The organism is Massilia sp. 05N420 (assembly GCF_056397205.1).
The window spans coordinates 16,255-35,810 of the sequence record NZ_JBFTMX010000013.1; the positions used below are offsets into that span (position 1 = coordinate 16,255).

Consider the following 19,556-nt stretch of genomic DNA (forward strand, 5'->3'; position numbering starts at 1 on the left):
GCCACACCGATGAGTTTCGATCCGCTTGACCACGATTTCGAACGCGGCCTGCAGAACCGCCGCAATGTCCTCGGCGACGCCTGGGTCGACCGTTCCCTGAACAACGCGACCAGCTTCAATGCCGAATTCCAGAACCTGATCACGCGCTTCGCCTGGAACGAGATCTGGGGCCGCCCCGGCCTGGACCACAAGACCCGCCGCGCGATCGTCCTGTCGATCACGGTGGCGCTCGGCCGCTGGGAGGAATACGACCTGCACGTGCGCGCCGCCCTGCTGGGCGAGGCAGGCAGCCGCCTGACGCCCGAGGAGATCAAGGAAATCCTGATGCAGTCGGCCATCTACGCCGGCGTCCCCTCCGCCAATACCGGCTTCACGCACGCAATCGCGATCCTGCGCGAAGTGGCGGACCAGATCGGCTACGTGCTGGAGCCATCCGCTCCCGGCGCGGTCTCGCATTCCGGCACCGGCCGCGAAGGCCGCACCACGAGCACGCCCTCCCTCCACTACAGCGTGCGCGAGCCACGCAGCGGCAAGGCGCCGCGCCACACCGTGGTACTGAGCCATGCGCTGGGCTGCGACCTGGACATGTGGGACGGCCTCGCCAACGTCCTCGCGCAGGACTGCCGCGTGATCGCCTACGACCACCGCGGCCACGGCAGCTCGGACGCCATCGACGGCCTGTACTCGATGGCCGAACTGGCCGACGACGCCGCCCGCCTGCTGCGCGAACTCGATACCGGTCCGGTGGTCTGGGTCGGGCTGTCGATGGGCGGCATGGTGGGCCAGGAGCTGGCCCTGCGCCACCCTTCCCTGGTGCGCGCGCTGGTGCTGGCGAACACCACCAGCGGCTATCCGCAAGCCGCGCGCGAAGTCTGGGAACAGCGCATTGTCACCGTGCGCGAACGCGGCATCGAAGCGATCGCCGACGCCGTCATGGCGCGCTACTTCCACGAGGCTTTTCGCGCGCAGAAGGCCGGCACGGTGGCCCGCTTCCACCGCCGCCTGGTGACGACCGATGCGGTGGGCTATGCCGGCTGCTGCGACGCCGTGGGCAAGGTCGACACCAGCGCGCGCCTCGGCCAGATCGGCGTGCCGGCGCTGGTGATCGCCGGTGAGCTGGACCAGGGTACGCCGGTGGCCATGGCGCAGGCTTTGGCGGAAGGGATTCCGGGGGCGTCGCTCACGGTGCTCAAGGAGGCGTCGCATTTGAGTGCGGTGGAGCAGCCGGAGGGGTTCAATCAGGCGGTTGCGGGGTTCATCGGCACGCTCTGATCCGTCATCCCCGCGCAGGCGGGGATGCCGGTAAGCGCTTTACAAATCCAGCACCAACATAGGTGTCTTCGCCCGCGAACAACAAGGCGTGAACTGGTCGTTCGCCGCCTGCTCCTCCTCGGTCAGGTACATGTCGCGGTGCTCCGGCACGCCCTCCAGCACCCGTGTCAGGCAGGTGCCGCACACGCCCTCTTCGCAGGAATACGCGATCTCGATGCCCTCGGCTTCCAACGCCTTCAGCACCGTGGTGCCGGCCGGTACCGTCACGATCCTGCCGTTCGAGGCCAGTTTCACTTCGAAAGCCTGGTCGCCGCCGGTGTCCACCGCTGCCGCGCTGAAGTACTCGACATGCAGCTGGGCCGGCGGCCAGCCGAGGCCGCGGGCAGCGCCCAGCACGTGGTCGATGAAGCCCTGCGGGCCGCACACGTACAGGTGGGTGCCCGCATCCGGATTCGCCAGCAGCGCCGCCAGGTCCAGTTTCTGGGCGTCGTCGCCGCTGTCGTAGTGGAAGTGCACCTGGCCCGCCAGGTGGGATGCCGCGAGGCGCTCCCTGAAGGCGGCGCGTTCCGGCGAGCGCGCGCTGTAGTGCATCTCGAAGGCGGCGCCCTTGACGGCCAGGGCCTCGGCCATCGCCAGGATCGGCGTGATGCCGATCCCGCCCGCGAACAGCAGCGTGCGTCGTGCCTCGACCAGCGGGAAATGGTTCTTCGGCGCGCTGATGGTCAGCTTCGAGCCGGTGTCGATGTGGTCGTGCATGGCCTGGGAGCCGCCGCGCGAATTGGCGTCGCGCAGCACGCCGATCTGGTAGCGGTGGGTCTCGCCGGGCGGATTGCACAGCGAGTACTGGCGCACCAGCTTGTCGCCCAGGTGCACGTCGATGTGGGCGCCAGCCTCGAAGGGCGGCAGCGGCGCGCCGTCCAGGCGCACCAGCTCGTAGCTGCAGATGCCGTCGGCCTCGCTGGCCTTGCGCTCCACGCGCACGTCGAAGGTCGTCATGCCGCCGCCTCCCCTGCCGCCTGGACGGCGTGCTCGCGCGCCAGCCACTGGTCGATGATGCGGCGCGACTGCACGCCGCCGGCGTCGATGTTCAGCATCAGCAGCTTGCGCTCGGGATGGCGCAGGATGTTCTGCTGCTGCAGTTCCAGCATCTCGCGGTCCTCGCCGAAGATCTTGCCCTGGCCTTCGCGGATGGTGCGGGTGAGCTCCTCGTCCTGCGGCTTGAAGTTGCGCGCCATGCCCCAGAAGTACCAGTGGGAGGTCTCGGTTTCCGGGGTGATGAAGTCGACCACGATGCTGGATGCCTTGTGCGCCGCGTCGGCGTGATAGCCGCCCTTGCCCGCGTGCGCGACACCGACCTCGATCATCACGTGGCTGGGCGCGCTGAAGCGGCAGATCTGCCAGCGGTCGACCGGCACGTCGTCGGCCAGGCCGTTGCCGCGCAGGGCCGCCTGCCAGAACGGCGGTGCGATGATGTTCTCCATGAAGCGGCTGGTCACCACCTGCTCGCCCTCGACCTTGGTGTTCACCGGCGCCTCGTCGATTTCCTTCTGGCCGATGCTGGACGCGTGCACATAGGTCTCGTGGGTCAGGTCCATCAGGTTATCGACCATCAGGCGGTAATCGCAGTTGATGTGATACAGGCCGCCGCCGTAGGCCCATTCGGGATTGTCGGCCCATTCCAGGTGGTGGATGGTGGCGGGATCGGCCTTGTCCTTCTCGCCCGGCCAGACCCAGATGAAGCCGTAGCGTTCCTCGACCGCGTAGCTGCGGATGCAGGGGAAGCCGCGCACGCGCTGGCCCGGCATGCTGATCGCCTTGCCTTCGCAGCCCATTTCCAGGCCGTGGTAGCCGCACACCAGGTTGCCGTCGCGGACGAAGCCCAGCGACAGCGGCGCGCCGCGGTGCGGGCAGAAATCCTCGACCGCGGCGACCTTGCCTTCCTTGCCGCGATAAAACACGATTTTCTCGCCGCAGATCTGGCGGCCAAGCGGCTTGCCATCGATTTCATCCGGGGTGCAGGCCACGTACCAGGCGTTTTTCGGGAACATCTTTGTCTCCTATTTGTTGGCAATATTCAGTACACTGAATGTGAGAAAAGTATCACGCGTTTGGACGACGAAGTAAACTACGATGACGAATATTTTGATGGTGCGCCGCACCAATACTGACGGGAAACATGCCGACCAATACCGCACGCGCCATTGACGCCGCACCGCTCGACCTCTACGAACATCCGGGCCACCTGTTGCGGCGCGCCCAGCAGATCGCGGTGTCGATTTTTTACGACGAATTGGGGTCCGAACTGACGCCGGTGCAGTACGCGATCCTGAGCCGACTGGCGGAACACCCGGGCATCGACCAGGTATCGCTGGCCGGACTGGCCGCCATCGACACCTCGACCGGGGCGACGGTCTGCGCCCGGCTCGAAGAGAAAGGCTTGCTGGAGCGCATGGTGATCCCGCACAACCGGCGCCAGCGGGCGCTGACCATCACGCCCGAGGGCGCGCGCCTGCTGGATGCGCTGGAAGCCGGCGCCCTGCGCCTGCGCCAGCGCCTGCTGGCGCCGCTGTCGCCGCCGGAGCAGGCGCAGTTCATGGCGCTGCTGGAAAAGCTGGTGAATGGGAATAATGAGCAGAGCCGGGCGCCCTTGAATACCCTTCGTCCCCGCACAGGCGGGGACGAAGGATAGTGCTTTCGCAAGCGTCAGACCGGGCATTGCCCGGCATGACGGCTGGGGTTAGTCCACGCCCGGATCCTTGAACTTCTCGACCTTGTCGAACTCGACGTTGTACACCCCGCCGTTCACCTGCTCGGCCTTGCGGATGTAGACGGTCTGCACGATGTCGCGGGTGGCCGGGTCGATGCTGACCGGGCCGCGCACGCTGGTCCAGGACATGCCCTTCATCGCTTCCAGCAGCTTGGCGCCGTCGCTGTTGCCGCCGGTTTTCTTCAGGGCCGCGTACAGCAACTGCATGCCGTCGTAGGCGCCGACCGCGTGGAAGTTCGGGCGCATGTCCTTGTTGGCCTTGGTGAAGGCGGCGACGAAGGCCTGGTTTTCCGGCGACGGATGGGCGGCCGAATAGTGGTGGCTGCTGACCACGCCCAGGGCGGCATTGCCGATCGAGGGCATCAGGTCGTCGTCGAGTACGTCGCCGGTGGCGATCAGGCGGATGCCGGCGGCGGCCAGGCCGCGGTCGGTGAACTGCTTCAGCACGGCCGCGCCCTCGCCCGACGGCACGAACACGAACACGGCGTCCGGCCTGGCGTCCTTCACGCGCGCCAGGAAGGGCGCGTAGTCCGGGTTGCGCAGCGGCGCGCGCAGCGAGGCGAGGACCTTGCCGCCGGCCTGGGTGAAGTCCTTGACGAAGACCTTCTCGGCGTCGATGCCGGGGCCGTAGTCGGCCACGAAGGTCACCACCGACTTGATCTTGTTCTTGGCCGCCCACTGGGCCAGCGGCGCGGTCACCTGCGGCAGGGTGAAGCCGGTGCGCACGATGTAGGGCGAGCGCTGCGGGATCACCGAGGTGGCGGCGTTCATGACGATCATCGGCACCTTGGCCTGGGTCGCGATCGGCGCCGCGGCGAAGGCCAGCGGGGTCAGGCCGAAGCCGGCCAGCACCTGCACCTTGTCGCGCGCCACCAGTTCCTGGGCCAGGCGCTTGGTGACGTCGGGCGAGACGCCGCCGTCGTCCTTCAGGATGACTTCGATCTTGCGGCCGGCCACGGTGTCGCCGTTCTGCTGCATGAACAGCTTGACGGCGGCGTCGACCTGGCGGCCGGTGGAGGCGAAGGGACCCGACATCGGCACGATCAGGCCGACCTTCAGCGGCTCGGCGGCGTGGACGCTGCCTGCGGACAGGCCGGCGGCCAGCATGGCGGCGCCGAGGACGATGGTGCGGCGGGTGGGGTTCATTCGATTCATCGGTTTATCTCCTGTTTATATTGTTTGATTGTTTTCTGTACCTAAGCGACGGCCACCAGGCGGTCGAGCTTGTCGCCATCGGCCAGCAGGCTGGCGCTGTCGGATTCGTGGACGATGCGGCCGCGGTCCAGCACCATGGCGCGCTCGGTCAGCGACAGCGCCAGGCGCGCATGCTGCTCGACCACGATCACCGACATGCCTTCGTCGGCGATCAGGCGCCGGATCACGCGCACCAGTTCCTGCACGATGATCGGCGCCAGGCCTTCCATCGGCTCGTCGAGCAGCAGGATGCGCGGGTTGGTCATCAGCGCGCGCGCGATCGCCACCATCTGCTGCTCGCCGCCCGACAGCTGGTTGCCCATATTCGCGCGGCGCTCGCGCAGGCGCGGGAAGATCTCGTAGACGCGCTGCAGGTTCCAGGGACCCGGACGTTCTACCACCGTCAGGTGTTCCTCCACCGTCAGCGACGGGAACATATGGCGCTCCTGCGGCACCCAGCCGAGGCCGGAGCGCGAACGCTGGTGGGTCGGCATGCGCGCCAGGTCCTTGCCGGCCCAGCGCACCGCGCCCTTGTGCATGCGGGTCAGGCCCATCAGCGTGACCAGCAGGCTGGTCTTGCCCACGCCGTTGCGGCCCAGCAGGGCCAGGCTGGCGCCCTCCTCCATCGAGAACGAGACGTCTTCCAGCACGATGGATTCGCCGTAGCCGGCGCTCACCCGGTCGAATGCAAGCAGTTCAGGCATGTTCGGCCTCCCCCAGATAGACTTCCTTGACGCGCGGGTCGGCCGCGATTTCCGCCGGTGTGCCTTCGGTCAGCACGCTGCCGCCCACCAGCACCGTGATGCGCTCGGCGAAGCGGAACACCAGCCCCATATCGTGTTCGATGAACAGGATGGTGACGTCGCGCGGCAGCTGGGCGATCACCTCGAACAGCTCGCGGCTCTCGGCCTGCGGGATGCCGGCCGCCGGTTCGTCCAGCAGCAGGATTGCCGGCTTGGTCGCCAGCGCCAGCGCGATCTCGACCAGGCGCTGCTTGCCGTAGGCCATGCTGCTGGTAATACTGTTGGCTTCGTCGGTCAGCTTCAGCGTGGCCAGCAGGGCCATCGCCTCCTCGACCACGTCGGCATGCTTCTCGACCGTCTTCCACCAGACCTTCTGCAGGCCGCGGCGCTCGCAGATCGCCAGCGCCACCGATTCCAGCACGGTCATGCCGGCGAACAGGGTATTGATCTGGAAGGTGCGGGTCATGCCCAGCTTGACGCGCTCGTGCTGCGGCAGGGTCGTGATGTCGTGCCCGCCCAGCCACACGCGGCCGGCGGTCGGCAGCAGGGCGCCGGTCAGCAGGTTGATGAAGGTGGTCTTGCCGGCACCGTTCGGSCCGATCAGCGCGTGGCGCGCTCCCGGCGCGAAGGTCAGCGAGACGTCGGTATTCGCCTTGAAGGCGCCCCATTGCTTGGACAGCGCTTCGGTGCGCAGGGTGCGGTCGTTATTGCTCATGTCTCTCATGCTTGCTCCTTGCGCGCGCCCGGCTTGAAACGCTGGGCCAGCTTTTCCAGGCCGCCCAGGATGCCGCCGCGTGCGAACAGCACGATCAGCACCAGCAGCAGGCCGATATAGAACTGCCAGTAGGCGGGATCCAGGCCGGAGATGTAGTCCTGCGCGACCATGAACACGGCCGCTCCCACCAGCGCGCCGTACAGGCGGCCGGTACCGCCCAGCACCAGCATGATCAGCAGTTCGGCCGAACGCGGGAAGCCGAGCGAGTCGAGGCCGACGAACTGAGTGGTCTGGGCCAGCAGCGCCCCGGCCACGCCGGCGATCGCGGCGCCGACGGTGAAGGCGACCTTCAGGCGGCGCTCGACGTTGGCGCCGATCGCCGGCATGCGGCGGCCGCCTTCGCGGATGCCGCGCAGCGACAGGCCGAAGGGCGAGTTGACGATCCGGCGCAGCAGCACGAACAGCAAGAACAGCACGCCCAGGCTGTACCAGAAGGCGGTCTTGCCGTAGAGGTCGAACTCGAAGCTGCCGAACAGCGGCTTCACGACCATGCCGGACAGGCCGTCGACGCCGCCGGTGATGAAGGCCGCCTTGTTGGCGGCCTCGAACAGCATCAGGCCGATGCCGAGGGTGACCATCAGGCGCGCCAGGTCCTGGCCGCGCACCACCAGGAAGCTGACGATGAAGCCGGCCACGCCGGCCACCACGGCGGCGGCGAACAGGCCGGACACCGGTTCGCCCCAGCCGTGCACCGACAGCAGGCCGGCGGTGTAGGCGCCGAGGCCGAAGAAGGCCGCATGGCCGAGCGAGACCATGCCCGCATAGCCCAGCACCAGGTCGAGCGAGAGCGCGAACAGGCCGACGATCATGATCTGGCTGACCAGCACCAGGTGGTTCGGGAACAGGAACCAGGACGCCACCGGCAGCAGCCAGAACGCGATCTCGAGCGGCTTCCAGCGGTCGTTGGGCAGGCGCGCCTGGATCGGTGCGGCGGCCGGCGATGCCGGGGCGGCCGGCGATGCCGGGGCGGCCGGCTTGGCGGAAGACGCCAGCTTGGTGTCGATGGGTGCGCTCATGCTTTCCTCCTGACGAGGCCGAAGGGGAAGAGGATCAGCAGCACCACCATCAGCGTGTAGATGACGAAGGCACCGACTTCCGGCACGTAGTACTTGCCGGCGACGTCGAACACGCCGAGGATCAGGGCGGCGATCAGCGGGCCCTTGATCGAACCGGCGCCGCCGACGGCCACCACCAGCAGGAAGTAGACCATGTACTTGACCGGGAAGCTCGGGTCGAGGCCCAGCACGTCGATGCCCAGGCCGCCGCCAAGGCCGGCCAGGCCCGAACCGAGGGCGAAGGTCAGGCTGAACACGCGGCTGACGTTGATGCCCAGGCCCGCCGCGGCGGTCTGGTTGTCGACCGAGGCGCGGATCTGGGCGCCGAAACGGGTGCGCTCGATCAGCAGCACCAGCGCGGTGGTCACCAGCACCACCACGCCGATCAGGAACAGGCGGTAGACGCCGAGGTCGAGGCCCAGCACGTGGACCTGGCCGCGCAGCCAGTCCGGCAGGTTGACCGGCTGCTGGGTCGGGCCGAACAGCCAGGTGGCGCCGGCCACCGCCATGAAGGTCAGGCCGATCGAGAACAGCACCTGGTCGAGGTGGCTGGCCTTGTACAGGCGGCGGTACAGGGTCCGCTCCAGCACCAGGCCGACGATGGCGGCGGCCAGGAAGGCCAGCGGCAGGGTCGCCAGGAAGGGCAGCCCGAGCCGGGACAGCAAGGTCACGCAGACATAGCCGCCGATCATGGCGAAGGCCCCGTGGGCCAGGTTAATGAAGTTCATCATGCCCATCGTCACCGAAAGGCCGACGCTAATCAGGAACAACAGGCTGCCATAGGCTATCCCGTCGAACAGCACGCCGATCATATTCCCGATCATGGCTGCCTCCCGTCTGTCTCGTATCGCTTGTTCATGCTTGTCTCCAGCTACTCTTCTTTTTGATACTCGTTTATACCCGTTCGATCACCATCGCGATACCCTGCCCCACGCCGATGCACATGGTGCACAGCGCATAGCGGCCGCCGGTGCGCTGCAACTGGTAGAGCGCGGTGGTCACCAGGCGCGCGCCGCTCATGCCGAGCGGGTGGCCGAGGGCGATTCCGCCGCCGTAGGGGTTCACGCGCGGGTCGTCGTCGCGCACGCCCAGTTCACGCAGCACCGCCAGCGCCTGCGAGGCGAAGGCTTCGTTCAGTTCGATGATATCGATCTGGTCGATCGTCATGCCGAGGCGCTCCAGCAGCTTCTTCGACGCCGGTGCCGGGCCCATGCCCATCACGCGCGGCGCCACGCCGGCGGTGGCCATGCCGACGATGCGGGCGCGCGGGGTCAGGCCGAATTGCTTGACCGCGTCGGCATTCGCCAGCAGCAGCGCGCAGGCGCCGTCGTTCACGCCCGAGGCATTGCCGGCGGTGACGCTGCCCTCGGCATGCACCACGCCCTTCAGCTTGGCCAGGGCTTCCAGGCTGGTCTCGCGCGGATGCTCGTCGCGGGCGAAGACCACCGGGTCGCCTTTCTTCTGCGGGATCGTCACCGGCACGATCTCTTCGTCGAACAGGCCTTCGCGCTGGGCGCGCGCCACCTTCTGCTGGCTGGCCAGGGCGAAGCGGTCCTGGTCTTCGCGCGACACCTTGTAGTCGACCGCCACGTTCTCGGCCGTCTCCGGCATCGAATCGGTGCCGTACAGCTGCTTCATCAGCTTGTTCGGGAAGCGCCAGCCGATGGTGGTGTCGTAGATCTGGGCGTTGCGCGAGAAGGCGCTGTCGGCCTTGCCCATGACGAAGGGCGCGCGGGTCATCGATTCGACGCCGCCGGCGATCATCAGGCGCGCTTCGCCGGCGCGGATGGCGCGCGCGGCGATGCCCACCGCATCCATTCCGGAGCCGCACAGGCGGTTCACGGTGGTGCCGGGCACCTCCGGGGGCAGGCCGGCCAGCAGCGCCGACATGCGGGCCACGTTGCGGTTGTCCTCGCCGGCCTGGTTGGCGCAGCCGAAGATCACGTCGTCTACCTGGGCCCATTCCACGCCGGGATTGCGCTTCACGAGTTCGCGCAGCGGGATGGCGCCGAGGTCGTCGGCGCGCACGTCCTTCAGCGCGCCGCCGTAGCGGCCGATCGGGGTGCGGATCGCATCGACAATGAATGCATCTTCCATGGTGTTCCTCATTACTTGGGTTGTACGAGCGGGGCCTCGGTGACGGCCTGCAGTTCCTCGAAAGTCAGGCCGGGTGCCATCTCACGCACGGCCAGGCCCTGCGGGGTGACGTCGAGCACGGCGAGGTCGGTATAGATGCGGTTGACGCAGGCCACGCCGGTCAGCGGATAGCTGCAGTTGCGCACGATCTTGCTTTCGCCGGTCTTGGTCTGGTGGTCCATCATGACGAAGACCTGCTTGGCGCCGATCGCCAGGTCCATCGCCCCGCCCACCGCCGGGATCGCGTCCGGCGCGCCGGTATGCCAGTTGGCCAGGTCGCCCTTCTCCGATACCTGGAAGGCGCCCAGCACGCAGATGTCGAGGTGGCCGCCGCGCATCATCGCGAACGAGTCCGCATGGTGGAAGTAGGCGCCACCGGTCAGCAGGGTCACCGGCTGCTTGCCGGCGTTGATCAGGTCTTCGTCTTCCTCGCCGGGCGCCGGGGCCGGACCCATGCCGAGCACGCCGTTCTCGCTGTGCAGCAGCACTTCGCGGTCGGCCGGCAGGTAGTTGGCGACCTTGGTCGGCAGGCCGATGCCGAGGTTGACGTAGGCACCCTCGTGGATGTCCTGGGCCACGCGCGCGGCGATCTGGTCGCGGGTATAACGGTTCATGCTCATGCTGCCTCCTTCACCACGCGCTGGACGAAGATGCCCGGCGTGACGATGACTTCCGGATCGAGTTCGCCGAGTTCGACGATCTCGCTCACCTGGGCGATGGTGGTCTTGGCCGCCATCGCCATGACGGGGCCGAAGTTGCGCGCGGTCTTGCGGTACACCAGGTTGCCCCAGCGGTCGCCGCGCAGCGCCTTGATCAGCGCGAAGTCGGCGTGGATGGGCGACTCCAGCACATAGTTGCGGCCGTCGATGACGCGGGTCTCCTTGCCTTCCGCCAGCAGGGTGCCGTAGCCGGTCGGGGTGAAGAAGCCGCCGATGCCGGCGCCGGCCGCGCGGATGCGCTCGGCCAGGTTGCCCTGGGGCGTCAGTTCGAGCTCGATCTCGCCGGCCCGGTACAGCGCGTCGAAGTGATGCGAGTCGGCCTGGCGCGGGAACGAGCAGATGATCTTGCGTACCCGCCTGGCTTTCAGCAGCGCCGCCAGCCCGGTTTCGCCGTTGCCGGCATTGTTGTTGACGATCGTGAGGTCGCGCGCGCCCTGCGCGATCAGCGCGTCGATCAGGCTGGAGGGCATGCCGGCGTTGCCGAAGCCGCCGATCATCACCGTCGCGCCGTCGTGGATATCGGCGACCGCCCTCTCCAGCGATTCGAATGTTTTATCAATCATGTTTCCACCTTGTCCGTGCGCCGGATCTGCCGACGCACTTGAAATCGTGTACTTGAAATCCCAGCTCCGTTGTTCGATAATCGCACACATGATCGATTACCGTCCAACCAAGTGTATCGGCTGGCCGGCCGGAAGGTCAAGAAAAAACACCAACCGGACGCGAAAACCCACCCGCCCCTGTTTTACAATCGCCGCCATGACAAAAACGACCACCAAGACCACGCAGCCCGCCGAACCGGCAGAACCCGCCGCAGCGCCGGAAGAGCGCGAGCCCACCATTGCCGAGCAGATCGACGCCCTGACCGACCCCAGCTTCATGACCTCGCTGGCGCGCGGCCTGGCGGTGGTGCGCGCCTTCAGCGACTCGCGCAAGCCCCAGACCATCGCCCAGATCAGCCAGAAGACCGGGATCCCGCGCGCCGCCGTGCGCCGCTGCCTGTACACCCTGCAGCAGCTGGGTTACGTGGACGCGGAGCTGAACAACTTCTCGCTGCGCCCCAAGGTGCTCACGCTCGGCTACTCCTACCTGTCGTCGACGCCGCTCACGGTCTCCAGCCAGCCCTACCTGAACAACATCACCCGCGAGCTGGGCGAATCGAGTTCGCTGGCGGTGCTCGAGGATGGCGAAGTGCTGTACGTGGCGCGCTCGGCGGCCTCGCGCGTGATGTCGGTGGCGCTCAACACCGGCAGCCGCCTGCCGGCCTACTGCACCTCGCTGGGACGGGTGATGCTGGCCTACCTGCGGCCGGACGAGCTGGACGCCTACTTCGCGCGCGTCAAGCTGCGCCCGATGACCGAGCACACGGTGGTGAACCAGAAGCGCCTGCGCGAGCTGCTGGCCGGCGTGCGCCAGGACGGTTACGCGCTGATCGACGAGGAGCTCGAACTGGGGCTGCGCTCGATCGCGGTGCCGGTGCGCGGCGCCTCGGGCCAGGTGCTGGCGGCCCTCAACGTCGGCGCCCAGGCCGCGCGCGTCACCGTGGAACGGATGAAGCAGGAGTTCCTGCCGGTGCTCCTGCGCGGCGCGCAGGAGCTGTCGGTGCTCCTGCCCTGATTAGAAAGTATGGCGCAGGCCGGTCATGACACCGTTCTGCCCCAGGCCGGCGCCCACGGTGCCGCCGGCATCCAGCGCCACTGCGGACGTGCCCTTGTTGGCCATGCGTCCGATCGAGGCGTACCAGGCGGTGCGCTTGGAGAGGTTGTAGGTCAGGCGCGCCACCAGCATGTTGACGTCCGAGCTGGAGTTCTTGGTGTCGCGGCGGGCGACCTGGGCGTCGATGACGTAGGCGCCGATCGGGTGGCTGAGGCCGATGTAATAGAGGTCGGACTCGGTGTGGCCGGTGGCGGCGTGGGTGTCGCGGTCGATCAGGCCGGCGCCGATCTTGGTCGCGCCCAGCATCACGTAGCCGTTGAGGGTGGTGCGGACATCGGTGTTGTCGCTGCTGGTCAGGCCGCCGGCGGCGCCGGTATTGCCGTACATGCGGTCGTAGGAAGAATTCACGCCCCAGTCCTTGACCTCGTAGCCCACCAGGGTCGTGTACTGGCGGCAGGCCCTCGAATTGCCYGCGACCTCGCCCGCGCAGTTGGTGGCGGCCGGTCCGCCGGCGGCGGAGGCATCGCGCCCGAAGCTCCAGGTGGCGCCCACCACGAAACCGTTGAAGTTGCCCATGTAGCCGATCGCATTGTCGCTGCGCGCATTCGGCAGGTAGGCGTCGATGCTGCCGACCGCGAACAGGTGCGGTCCCAGCACGTCGGACTTGAGCTGCGAGATATAGGTCATGTTCAGCTGGCGGCCCAGCGTGATGGCGCCCCACGATCCCTTCAGGCCGACGTTGGCCTGGCGGCCGAACAGGCGTCCGCCCTGCTGCTGGGTGCCGGTGTCCATCGCCAGGCCGTTTTCCAGTACGAAGAAGGCCTGCAAGCCGTTGCCGAGGTCTTCGGTGCCACGGAAGCCGATACGCGACGGGAAGGAGCTGGTCAGCGAAGGCATCTTGAACATGTTGTCGCCGGCGGCGTTTACGTTGGTCATGTACGCCACGCCGCTGTCGACGATACCGTAGATCGTGACATTGGTCTGTGCGCCGGCGGCGGAAGCGGCGAGGCCGCAGGTCAGCGCCACTGCGCTGCAGATCGTGTTCTTCATTGTGTCTCCTAGGATTAATTATCTGCGTTCGATTATCGAACAAGTTGTTGCTTATCGAACGCTAAATAAATACTATGTTCGGTAGCCTGATAATGTCAACAAGATACGTGCAACAAGACAACACTACCCAAAGGAGACATGCATGAAGCGCAGGACCCTCGCAACCGCAATCGCCACGCTGGCCGCCATGAGCACCCTGGGTGCCCTGCCCGCGCAAGCCCAGGACACCATCAAGGTGGGCGTGATCGCCGCCTTTTCCGGGCCCTTCGCCGACTACGGCAAACAGATGGAAGGCGGCATCAAGGCCTGGATGGCCCAGCATGGCGACACGGTCGCCGGCAAGAAGATCCAGGTGATCTACAAGGACACCACCGGCCCCTCGCCTGAAATCGCGAAGCGCCTGGCGCAGGAACTGGTGGTCCGCGACAAGGTCGATTTCCTGGCCGGCTTCGGCCTGACGCCGGAAGCGCTGGCGGTGGCGCCGATCGCCCAGCAGGCGAAGAAGCCGATGATCGTCATGAACGCGGCCACGTCCGTCATCACCACCAAGTCGGATTACATCGCGCGCTTCTCGATGACCTTGCCGCAGATCTCGGCGCCGATGGGCGACTGGGCGGTGAAGAACGGCATCAAGAACGTCGCCACCGTGGTGGCCGACTACGGCCCCGGCATCGATGCCGAGAAGGCCTTCAGCGAGCGCCTGCAGAAAAATGGCGGCAAGGTGGTCGAGGCGATCCGCGTGCCGCTGAAGAATCCGGAGTTCGCGCCCTTCATCCAGCGCATCAAGGACGCCAGGCCGGACGCGGTGTTCGTGTTCGTGCCGGCCGGCGAACAGAGCATCGCCTTCATGAAGGGCTACCGCGAGCGCGGCCTGGCGGAAGCTGGCATCAAGGTGATCGCCACCGGCGACCTGACCGACGACCACGTGCTGCCGGCGATCGGCGACGCCACCCTGGGCGTGATCACCACCTTCCACTACTCGGCGGCCCACAAGTCGCCCGAGAACGATGCCTTCCTGAAGAGCTTCGCGCAGGCCAATCCGAACGGCGGCCGCCCCAATTTCATGGCGGTGGGCGCCTATGACGGCATGCATGCGATCTACGAGGTCAGCCAGAAGCTGGGCGGGAAGATCGATGGCGACAAGGCCATGGCGGTGCTGAAGGGGATGAAGTTCGAGAGCCCGCGCGGCCCGATCGCGATCGACCCGGCCACCCGCGACATCGTGCAGAACGTCTACGTGCGCAAGGTCGAGAAGCTGAACGGCCAGCCGTACAACATCGAGTTCGACAAATTCCCGAACCAGAAGGATCCGGGCAAGTGAACCGCCACACGGGGCGGCGAACGAATTAAAGCCCCTGCACGCTGAGCGCGTGCACCGCCGCGCGCAGCTGCGCCTGCAGCTGCGCGCGTTCTTCCTTCCCGAGGCCGGCGGTCATGATGTTTTCCACTTCCACCACCAGCGCGTCGCAGTCGCGCAGGACCTCTTCGCCGGACGCCGTCAGGCTGATCTGGATGATGCGTCCATGGGCCGGGTCCGGCCTGCGCTCGATCCAGCCCTTCCCTTCCATCTGCTTGACCATCTCGTTGGCCGACTGCGGCGAGATCATGGTGCGCGTCGCCAGCTGGGCGTTGGACAGCGAGCCGTACGCGCGGAACACCGACAGCGCGGTGTACTGCGGCACCGACAGGCCGTACGGCGCCAGGCTTTCGCGCAGGCGCTGGTTGAGGACGTGGTCGAGGCGTCCGGCCAGGTAGGCCAGCCCGGTCGGTTTTGCCGGCGTGGCCGCTGGCGAAGATTTTTTTTCGATTGCCATAAAAGATGCTTGTCAGGGAAAAGAGCTGCGTATAGTATAAGGCACATATCAGGTAGCCTGATACTAAACAAACCACTGAGGAGACATTGTATGTCCAAATACGAAGCGCGCTGGCAGACCGTCAAGGTCGACGTCGACAACGGGATCGGCTGGATCACCCTGAACCGCCCGGAAAAGCGCAACGCCATGAGCCCGACCCTGAACCGCGAGATGATCGACGTGCTCGAGACGCTGGAGCTGGACGACGACGCCCAGGTGATCGTGCTGACCGGCGCCGGCGAAGCCTGGACCGCCGGCATGGACCTCAAGGAATACTTCCGCGAGACCGACGGCAAGCCGGAAATCATGCAGGAGCGCATGCGCCGCGATTGCTCGCAGTGGCAGTGGAAACTGCTGCGCATGTACAGCAAGGCGACCATCGCGATGGTCAACGGCTGGTGCTTCGGCGGCGCCTTCTCGCCGCTGGTGGCCTGCGACCTGGCGATCGCCGCCGACGACGCCGTGTTCGGCCTGTCCGAAGTCAACTGGGGCATCCCGCCGGGCAACCTGGTCAGCAAGGCCGTGGCCGACACCATGGGCCACCGCCAGGCCCTCCACTACATCATGACCGGCGACACCTTCACCGGCAAGGAAGCGGCCGCGATGGGCCTGATCAACAAGAGCGTGCCGAAGGAACAGCTGCGCGAAGCCGTGATCGAACTGGCCGGCAAGCTGCTGGAAAAGAACCCGGTGGTGCTGCGCTACGCGAAGATCGGCTTCAAGCGCTGCCGCGAACTGAGCTGGGACCAGAACGAGGACTACCTGTACGCCAAGACCGACCAGTCGAACTACCGCGACCCGGAAAAAGGCCGCAAGGAAGGCCTCAAGCAGTTCCTGGACGATAAGACGATCAAGCCGGGCCTGCAGACTTATAAGCGCAGCTGAGCGAGAATCAGCACAACAACAATAATAATAATTTTCATCCAGTCACAATGAGGAGACCTCATATGTTCAACGCAGATCTGCTGTGCGGCGGCGAAGCCCGCGCCGCGTCCAACGGCGCCACTTTCGAGCGCCATGACCCCGCCACCGGCGAAGTCGCGACCCGCGCCGCCGCCGCCACCCTGGAAGACGCCGACGCCGCCGTCGAGGCCGCGCGCGCGGCCTTCCCGGCCTGGTCGGCGATGGCACCCGGCGCCCGCCGCGCCCTGCTGCTGAAGGCCGCCGACGCCATGGAGGCGCTGCGTGGCCGCTTCGTCGAGACCGCCGTGCTTGAGGCCGGCGGCGCGCCGATGTGGTACCAGTTCAACGTGACCCTGGCCGCCAACATGCTGCGCGAAGCGGCTTCGATGACGACCCAAATCGGCGGCGAAGTCATTCCCTCCGACGTCCCCGGCTCGCTGGCGATGGGCGTGCGCCAGGCCTGCGGCGTGGTGGTCGGCATCGCGCCGTGGAACGCGCCGATCATCCTCGGCACGCGCGCGCTGGCGATGCCCCTCGCCTGCGGCAACACGGTGGTGCTGAAGTCGTCGGAGCTCTGCCCCGCCCTGCACCGCCTGATCGGCCAGGTCTTCACCGACGCCGGTTTCCCGCCGGGCGTCGTCAACGTCATCAGCAATGCGCCCCAGGATGCGCCCCAGGTGGTCGAGCGCCTGATCGCCCATCCGGCCGTGCGCCGCGTGAACTTTACCGGTTCGACCAAGGTCGGCCGCATCATCGCCCAGCAGGCCGCCAAGCACCTCAAGCCGGTGCTGCTGGAACTGGGCGGCAAGAACCCGGTGGTGGTGCTGGACGACGCCGACCTCGACGAAGCAGTCGAGGCGGCCGCCTTCTCCGCCTTCTTCAACCAGGGCCAGATCTGCATGTCGGCCGACCGCATCCTGGTCGACCGCAAGGTGGCCGACCGGTTCGTCGAAAAGCTGGCCGCCAAGACCGCGGGCCTGAAGGCGGCCCGCAGCGACGCCCCGCTGGCCGGCATGATCGACCCAAGCGCCGCGGTGCGCGTGGACGCCATGCTGCAGGATGCGCGCGCACGCGGCGCCAGGGTCACCCAGCTTGCTCCCGGCGTGGACGGCAACATCATGCAGCCGGCCATCGTCGACGGCGTCACGCCCGAGATGCTGGTCTACCAGGAAGAATCCTTCGGCCCGATCGTCTCGGTGCTGCGCTTCGACAGCGACGAGGAAGCGATCCGCCTGGCCAACGACAGCGAATATGGCCTGTCGTCGAGCGTATTCTCGCGCGACATCGGCCGCGCGATGGCGGTGGCCCAGCGCATTGAATCGGGCATCTGCCACATCAACGGCCCGACCGTGCACGACGAAGCCCAGATGCCCTTCGGCGGCGTGAAAGGCAGCGGCTACGGGCGCTTCGGCGGCAAGGCGGCGATCGCCGAGTTCACCGACCTGCGCTGGATCACGGTGCAGACCGGCCACCGCCACTACCCGATCTGAGCGAGCTGCCATGACCCGATCGACGAATGGCTTCAATGGCGGCGGCAGCGAATTGGACCGCGAATTGGGCCGCGAGTTGGGCCGACAAACGGGCGCTGCGAAGCGGCGCGAGATCGAACTCGGCAACCCCGAGATCGGCGCTTACCAGGTGGACGGCATCTGGCACGTCGATGCGATCACGCCGCTGGAGGACTTCCCGCCACGCTTCACCGACCGCCTGGTCGAGGGCGCGCGCCGGCATCCCGAGCGCACCCTGGTGGCGCGCCGCGGCGCGGACGGCGAATGGATCCGCCTGTCCTATGCCGAGGTGCTGCAGCGCGTGCGCCGCATCGGCCAGGCCCTGCTCGACCGCGGCTTGTCGGCGGAACGCCCGCTGGCCATCCTGTCCGGCAACGACCTCGAGCACTTCCAGCTGGCGCTCGGCGCGATGTATGCCGGGATTCCGTATGCGCCGCTGTCGCCGGCCTATTCGCTGGTCGCCACCGACCCGGCCAAGCTGGCAGACCTGATCGCCCAGCTGACGCCGGGCGCCATCTTCGCCTGCAACGGCACGGCCTTCGCGCGCGCCATCCAGGCCGTGATGCCGGCCGACGCGGAACTGATCCTGTGCGACGGCGAGGTGCCGGGCCACGCCGCCACCCGCTTCTCCGCGCTGCTGGAGACGGTACCGACCACCGTCGACGCCCGCAACGAGGAAGTTGGCCCCGGCACCATCGCCAAGTTCCTGTTCACCTCCGGCTCGACCAAGAAGCCGAAGGCCGTGATCACGACCCACGGCATGCTGACCAGTAACCAGCAGATGCTGCTGCAGACCTTCCCCTTCTTCGGCAAGGAGCCGCCGGTGCTGCTCGACTGGCTGCCCTGGAACCACACCTTCGGCGGCAGCCACAACGTCGGCATCGTGCTGTACAACGGCGGCACGCTCTACATCGACGATGCCCGCCCGACCCCGCGCGACTTCGGCGTCACCCTCCGCAACTTGCGCGAGATCGCGCCGACCGTCTATTTCAACATCCCGGCCGGCTGGGAGATGCTGACCGAGGCGCTGGAAACCGATGCCGAGCTGGCCGCCAATTTCTTCTCGCGCGTGAAGCTGTTCTTCTGCGCCGGCGCCGGCCTGTCGCAAGCGGCATGGGAGCGCCTCGACAAGGTGGCGATCGCCTGCTGCGGCGAATCGATCCGCATCATGACCGGCCTGGGCATGACCGAAACCTCGCCCTCCTGCACCTTCGGCACCGGGCCGATCGTGCGCGCCGGCTATGTCGGCGTGCCGGCGCCGGGCTGCAAGGTCAAGCTGGTCCCCGTCGGCGACAAGCTGGAAGCGCGCTTCCACGGCCCGCACGTGACGCCGGGCTACTGGCGCGCGCCCCACCTGACGGCCGAGGCCTTCGACGACGACGGCTACTACTGCACCGGCGACGCCCTGCGCTTCTTCGACGAGAACCGGCCGGAACTCGGCTTCATGTTCGACGGCCGCATCGCCGAAGACTTCAAGCTCAGCACCGGCACCTTCGTGAGCGTCGGGCCGCTGCGGGCCCGCGTGGTCAGCATGGGCGCGCCCTATGTGCAGGACGCGGTGGTGACGGGCCTGAACCGCCCCGTCATCGGCCTGATGGTGTTCCCGCGCCTGGAGCACTGCCGCGAACTGTCCGGCCTCGGGGCGGACGCATCGGCGGCCGAGGTGCTGGCGAGTGCGCCGGTGCGCGGCTTCTTCCAGAAACTGCTGCGCGAGCTGAATCGCGACGCCAGCGGTTCGTCGAAACGGGTCGACCGCCTGCTGCTGCTGGCCGAACCGCCCTCGATCGACCACCGCGAGCAGACCGACAAGGGTTCGATCAACCAGGCCGCCGTCCTGCAGCGCCGCGCCGCCCTGGTGGAGGCGATGTACGACGGCAGCGAGGAGCAGACCATCGTCGCGGAATAAGGTGTACAGCACAAGACTT

19 protein-coding genes are annotated in these 19,556 nt (G+C 67.1%); 7 read left to right on the forward strand and 12 right to left on the reverse strand.

The window, feature by feature from the left end; all coding sequences use genetic code 11:
* Positions 1-9: 9 nt before the first annotated feature.
* Entirely contained in the window at positions 10-1,272 is a 1,263-nt protein-coding gene (gene pcaCD, locus AC1DIX_RS09740; RefSeq protein ID WP_477323911.1) for a bifunctional 4-carboxymuconolactone decarboxylase/3-oxoadipate enol-lactonase PcaCD, read from the forward strand.
* Between the two features lie 39 nt (positions 1,273-1,311).
* Here pcaCD and AC1DIX_RS09745 read toward each other — a convergent pair whose 3' ends face one another.
* Positions 1,312-2,268: a PDR/VanB family oxidoreductase gene (locus AC1DIX_RS09745; RefSeq protein WP_477323913.1), complete on the reverse strand. Its 957-nt coding sequence runs from the start codon at positions 2,266-2,268 to the stop codon at positions 1,312-1,314.
* Complete coding sequence (locus AC1DIX_RS09750; RefSeq protein WP_477323915.1) at positions 2,265-3,320, reverse strand: aromatic ring-hydroxylating dioxygenase subunit alpha; 1,056 nt, start codon at positions 3,318-3,320, stop codon at positions 2,265-2,267. Before AC1DIX_RS09750 ends, AC1DIX_RS09745 begins: the two co-directional genes overlap by 4 nt.
* A gap of 128 nt (positions 3,321-3,448) precedes the next feature.
* On the opposite strand from AC1DIX_RS09750, the gene AC1DIX_RS09755 reads away from it, so the two are divergent.
* Positions 3,449-3,961, forward strand: coding sequence for a MarR family winged helix-turn-helix transcriptional regulator (locus AC1DIX_RS09755; protein WP_477323917.1), 513 nt, complete (start codon positions 3,449-3,451; stop codon positions 3,959-3,961).
* A 48-nt stretch (positions 3,962-4,009) separates the two neighbouring features.
* On the opposite strand, the gene AC1DIX_RS09760 is transcribed toward AC1DIX_RS09755, so the two are convergent.
* The 8 genes from AC1DIX_RS09760 to AC1DIX_RS09795 form a co-directional block, all read right to left on the reverse strand.
* Positions 4,010-5,185 (reverse strand): ABC transporter substrate-binding protein, encoded by a 1,176-nt coding sequence (locus AC1DIX_RS09760; protein ID WP_477324062.1) that lies wholly within the window; start codon positions 5,183-5,185, stop codon positions 4,010-4,012.
* A 50-nt stretch (positions 5,186-5,235) separates the two neighbouring features.
* Entirely contained in the window at positions 5,236-5,937 is a 702-nt protein-coding gene (locus tag AC1DIX_RS09765) for an ABC transporter ATP-binding protein (RefSeq protein WP_477250412.1), read from the reverse strand.
* Complete coding sequence (locus tag AC1DIX_RS09770) at positions 5,930-6,691, reverse strand: ABC transporter ATP-binding protein (protein ID WP_477323919.1); 762 nt, start codon at positions 6,689-6,691, stop codon at positions 5,930-5,932. Before AC1DIX_RS09770 ends, AC1DIX_RS09765 begins: the two co-directional genes overlap by 8 nt.
* Positions 6,692-6,696: 5 nt before the next feature.
* Positions 6,697-7,767: a branched-chain amino acid ABC transporter permease gene (locus tag AC1DIX_RS09775; protein ID WP_477323921.1), complete on the reverse strand. Its 1,071-nt coding sequence runs from the start codon at positions 7,765-7,767 to the stop codon at positions 6,697-6,699.
* On the reverse strand, positions 7,764-8,630 hold the full coding sequence (locus AC1DIX_RS09780) for a branched-chain amino acid ABC transporter permease (RefSeq protein WP_441933707.1): 867 nt from the start codon (positions 8,628-8,630) through the stop codon (positions 7,764-7,766). Before AC1DIX_RS09780 ends, AC1DIX_RS09775 begins: the two co-directional genes overlap by 4 nt.
* 70 nt (positions 8,631-8,700) lie before the next feature.
* Positions 8,701-9,903 carry a 3-oxoadipyl-CoA thiolase gene (pcaF, locus tag AC1DIX_RS09785; RefSeq protein ID WP_477323923.1) on the reverse strand — a complete coding sequence of 401 codons (1,203 nt, stop codon included), beginning with the start codon at positions 9,901-9,903 and terminating at the stop codon, positions 8,701-8,703.
* Between the two features lie 11 nt (positions 9,904-9,914).
* Positions 9,915-10,556 carry a CoA transferase subunit B gene (locus AC1DIX_RS09790; protein ID WP_477324064.1) on the reverse strand — a complete coding sequence of 214 codons (642 nt, stop codon included), beginning with the start codon at positions 10,554-10,556 and terminating at the stop codon, positions 9,915-9,917.
* A 2-nt stretch (positions 10,557-10,558) separates the two neighbouring features.
* Positions 10,559-11,224 carry a 3-oxoacid CoA-transferase subunit A gene (locus AC1DIX_RS09795; RefSeq protein ID WP_441933711.1) on the reverse strand — a complete coding sequence of 222 codons (666 nt, stop codon included), beginning with the start codon at positions 11,222-11,224 and terminating at the stop codon, positions 10,559-10,561.
* Between the two features lie 196 nt (positions 11,225-11,420).
* On the opposite strand from AC1DIX_RS09795, the gene AC1DIX_RS09800 reads away from it, so the two are divergent.
* Positions 11,421-12,278: an IclR family transcriptional regulator domain-containing protein gene (locus tag AC1DIX_RS09800; RefSeq protein ID WP_477323925.1), complete on the forward strand. Its 858-nt coding sequence runs from the start codon at positions 11,421-11,423 to the stop codon at positions 12,276-12,278.
* Here the strand turns inward: AC1DIX_RS09800 and AC1DIX_RS09805 are convergent, their stop codons facing one another.
* Positions 12,279-13,367 carry a porin gene (locus tag AC1DIX_RS09805; RefSeq protein ID WP_441933715.1) on the reverse strand — a complete coding sequence of 363 codons (1,089 nt, stop codon included), beginning with the start codon at positions 13,365-13,367 and terminating at the stop codon, positions 12,279-12,281.
* Between the two features lie 142 nt (positions 13,368-13,509).
* Between AC1DIX_RS09805 and AC1DIX_RS09810 the strand changes: the two genes are divergently transcribed.
* Complete coding sequence (locus AC1DIX_RS09810) at positions 13,510-14,688, forward strand: ABC transporter substrate-binding protein (protein WP_477323928.1); 1,179 nt, start codon at positions 13,510-13,512, stop codon at positions 14,686-14,688.
* 25 nt (positions 14,689-14,713) lie between these two features.
* On the opposite strand, the gene AC1DIX_RS09815 is transcribed toward AC1DIX_RS09810, so the two are convergent.
* A complete protein-coding gene (locus AC1DIX_RS09815; protein ID WP_441933896.1) occupies positions 14,714-15,175 on the reverse strand; it encodes a MarR family winged helix-turn-helix transcriptional regulator in 462 nt (153 codons plus the stop codon).
* Positions 15,176-15,271: 96 nt separating this feature from the next.
* Between AC1DIX_RS09815 and AC1DIX_RS09820 the strand changes: the two genes are divergently transcribed.
* From AC1DIX_RS09820 to AC1DIX_RS09830, 3 genes are all read left to right on the forward strand, one after another.
* Positions 15,272-16,105 carry a p-hydroxycinnamoyl CoA hydratase/lyase gene (locus AC1DIX_RS09820; RefSeq protein ID WP_441933719.1) on the forward strand — a complete coding sequence of 278 codons (834 nt, stop codon included), beginning with the start codon at positions 15,272-15,274 and terminating at the stop codon, positions 16,103-16,105.
* A 62-nt stretch (positions 16,106-16,167) separates the two neighbouring features.
* Positions 16,168-17,613 (forward strand): aldehyde dehydrogenase, encoded by a 1,446-nt coding sequence (locus tag AC1DIX_RS09825; RefSeq protein WP_477323930.1) that lies wholly within the window; start codon positions 16,168-16,170, stop codon positions 17,611-17,613.
* A 10-nt stretch (positions 17,614-17,623) separates the two neighbouring features.
* Positions 17,624-19,537 (forward strand): feruloyl-CoA synthase, encoded by a 1,914-nt coding sequence (locus AC1DIX_RS09830; protein ID WP_477323932.1) that lies wholly within the window; start codon positions 17,624-17,626, stop codon positions 19,535-19,537.
* Positions 19,538-19,556 lie beyond the last annotated feature (19 nt).

Coding starts and splice junctions, on each gene's coding strand:
- AC1DIX_RS09765 (WP_477250412.1), bottom strand. CDS start 5,937: ATGCCTGAACTGCTTGCATTCGACCGGGTGAGCGCCGGCTACGGCGAA.
- AC1DIX_RS09745 (WP_477323913.1), bottom strand. CDS start 2,268: ATGACGACCTTCGACGTGCGCGTGGAGCGCAAGGCCAGCGAGGCCGAC.
- AC1DIX_RS09810 (WP_477323928.1), top strand. CDS start 13,510: ATGAAGCGCAGGACCCTCGCAACCGCAATCGCCACGCTGGCCGCCATG.
- AC1DIX_RS09760 (WP_477324062.1), bottom strand. CDS start 5,185: ATGAACCCCACCCGCCGCACCATCGTCCTCGGCGCCGCCATGCTGGCC.
- AC1DIX_RS09775 (WP_477323921.1), bottom strand. CDS start 7,767: ATGAGCGCACCCATCGACACCAAGCTGGCGTCTTCCGCCAAGCCGGCC.
- AC1DIX_RS09820 (WP_441933719.1), top strand. CDS start 15,272: ATGTCCAAATACGAAGCGCGCTGGCAGACCGTCAAGGTCGACGTCGAC.
- AC1DIX_RS09790 (WP_477324064.1), bottom strand. CDS start 10,556: ATGAACCGTTATACCCGCGACCAGATCGCCGCGCGCGTGGCCCAGGAC.
- AC1DIX_RS09750 (WP_477323915.1), bottom strand. CDS start 3,320: ATGTTCCCGAAAAACGCCTGGTACGTGGCCTGCACCCCGGATGAAATC.
- AC1DIX_RS09795 (WP_441933711.1), bottom strand. CDS start 11,224: ATGATTGATAAAACATTCGAATCGCTGGAGAGGGCGGTCGCCGATATC.
- AC1DIX_RS09755 (WP_477323917.1), top strand. CDS start 3,449: ATGCCGACCAATACCGCACGCGCCATTGACGCCGCACCGCTCGACCTC.
- AC1DIX_RS09830 (WP_477323932.1), top strand. CDS start 17,624: ATGACCCGATCGACGAATGGCTTCAATGGCGGCGGCAGCGAATTGGAC.
- AC1DIX_RS09800 (WP_477323925.1), top strand. CDS start 11,421: ATGACAAAAACGACCACCAAGACCACGCAGCCCGCCGAACCGGCAGAA.
- AC1DIX_RS09780 (WP_441933707.1), bottom strand. CDS start 8,630: ATGATCGGGAATATGATCGGCGTGCTGTTCGACGGGATAGCCTATGGC.
- pcaCD (WP_477323911.1), top strand. CDS start 10: ATGAGTTTCGATCCGCTTGACCACGATTTCGAACGCGGCCTGCAGAAC.
- AC1DIX_RS09825 (WP_477323930.1), top strand. CDS start 16,168: ATGTTCAACGCAGATCTGCTGTGCGGCGGCGAAGCCCGCGCCGCGTCC.
- pcaF (WP_477323923.1), bottom strand. CDS start 9,903: ATGGAAGATGCATTCATTGTCGATGCGATCCGCACCCCGATCGGCCGC.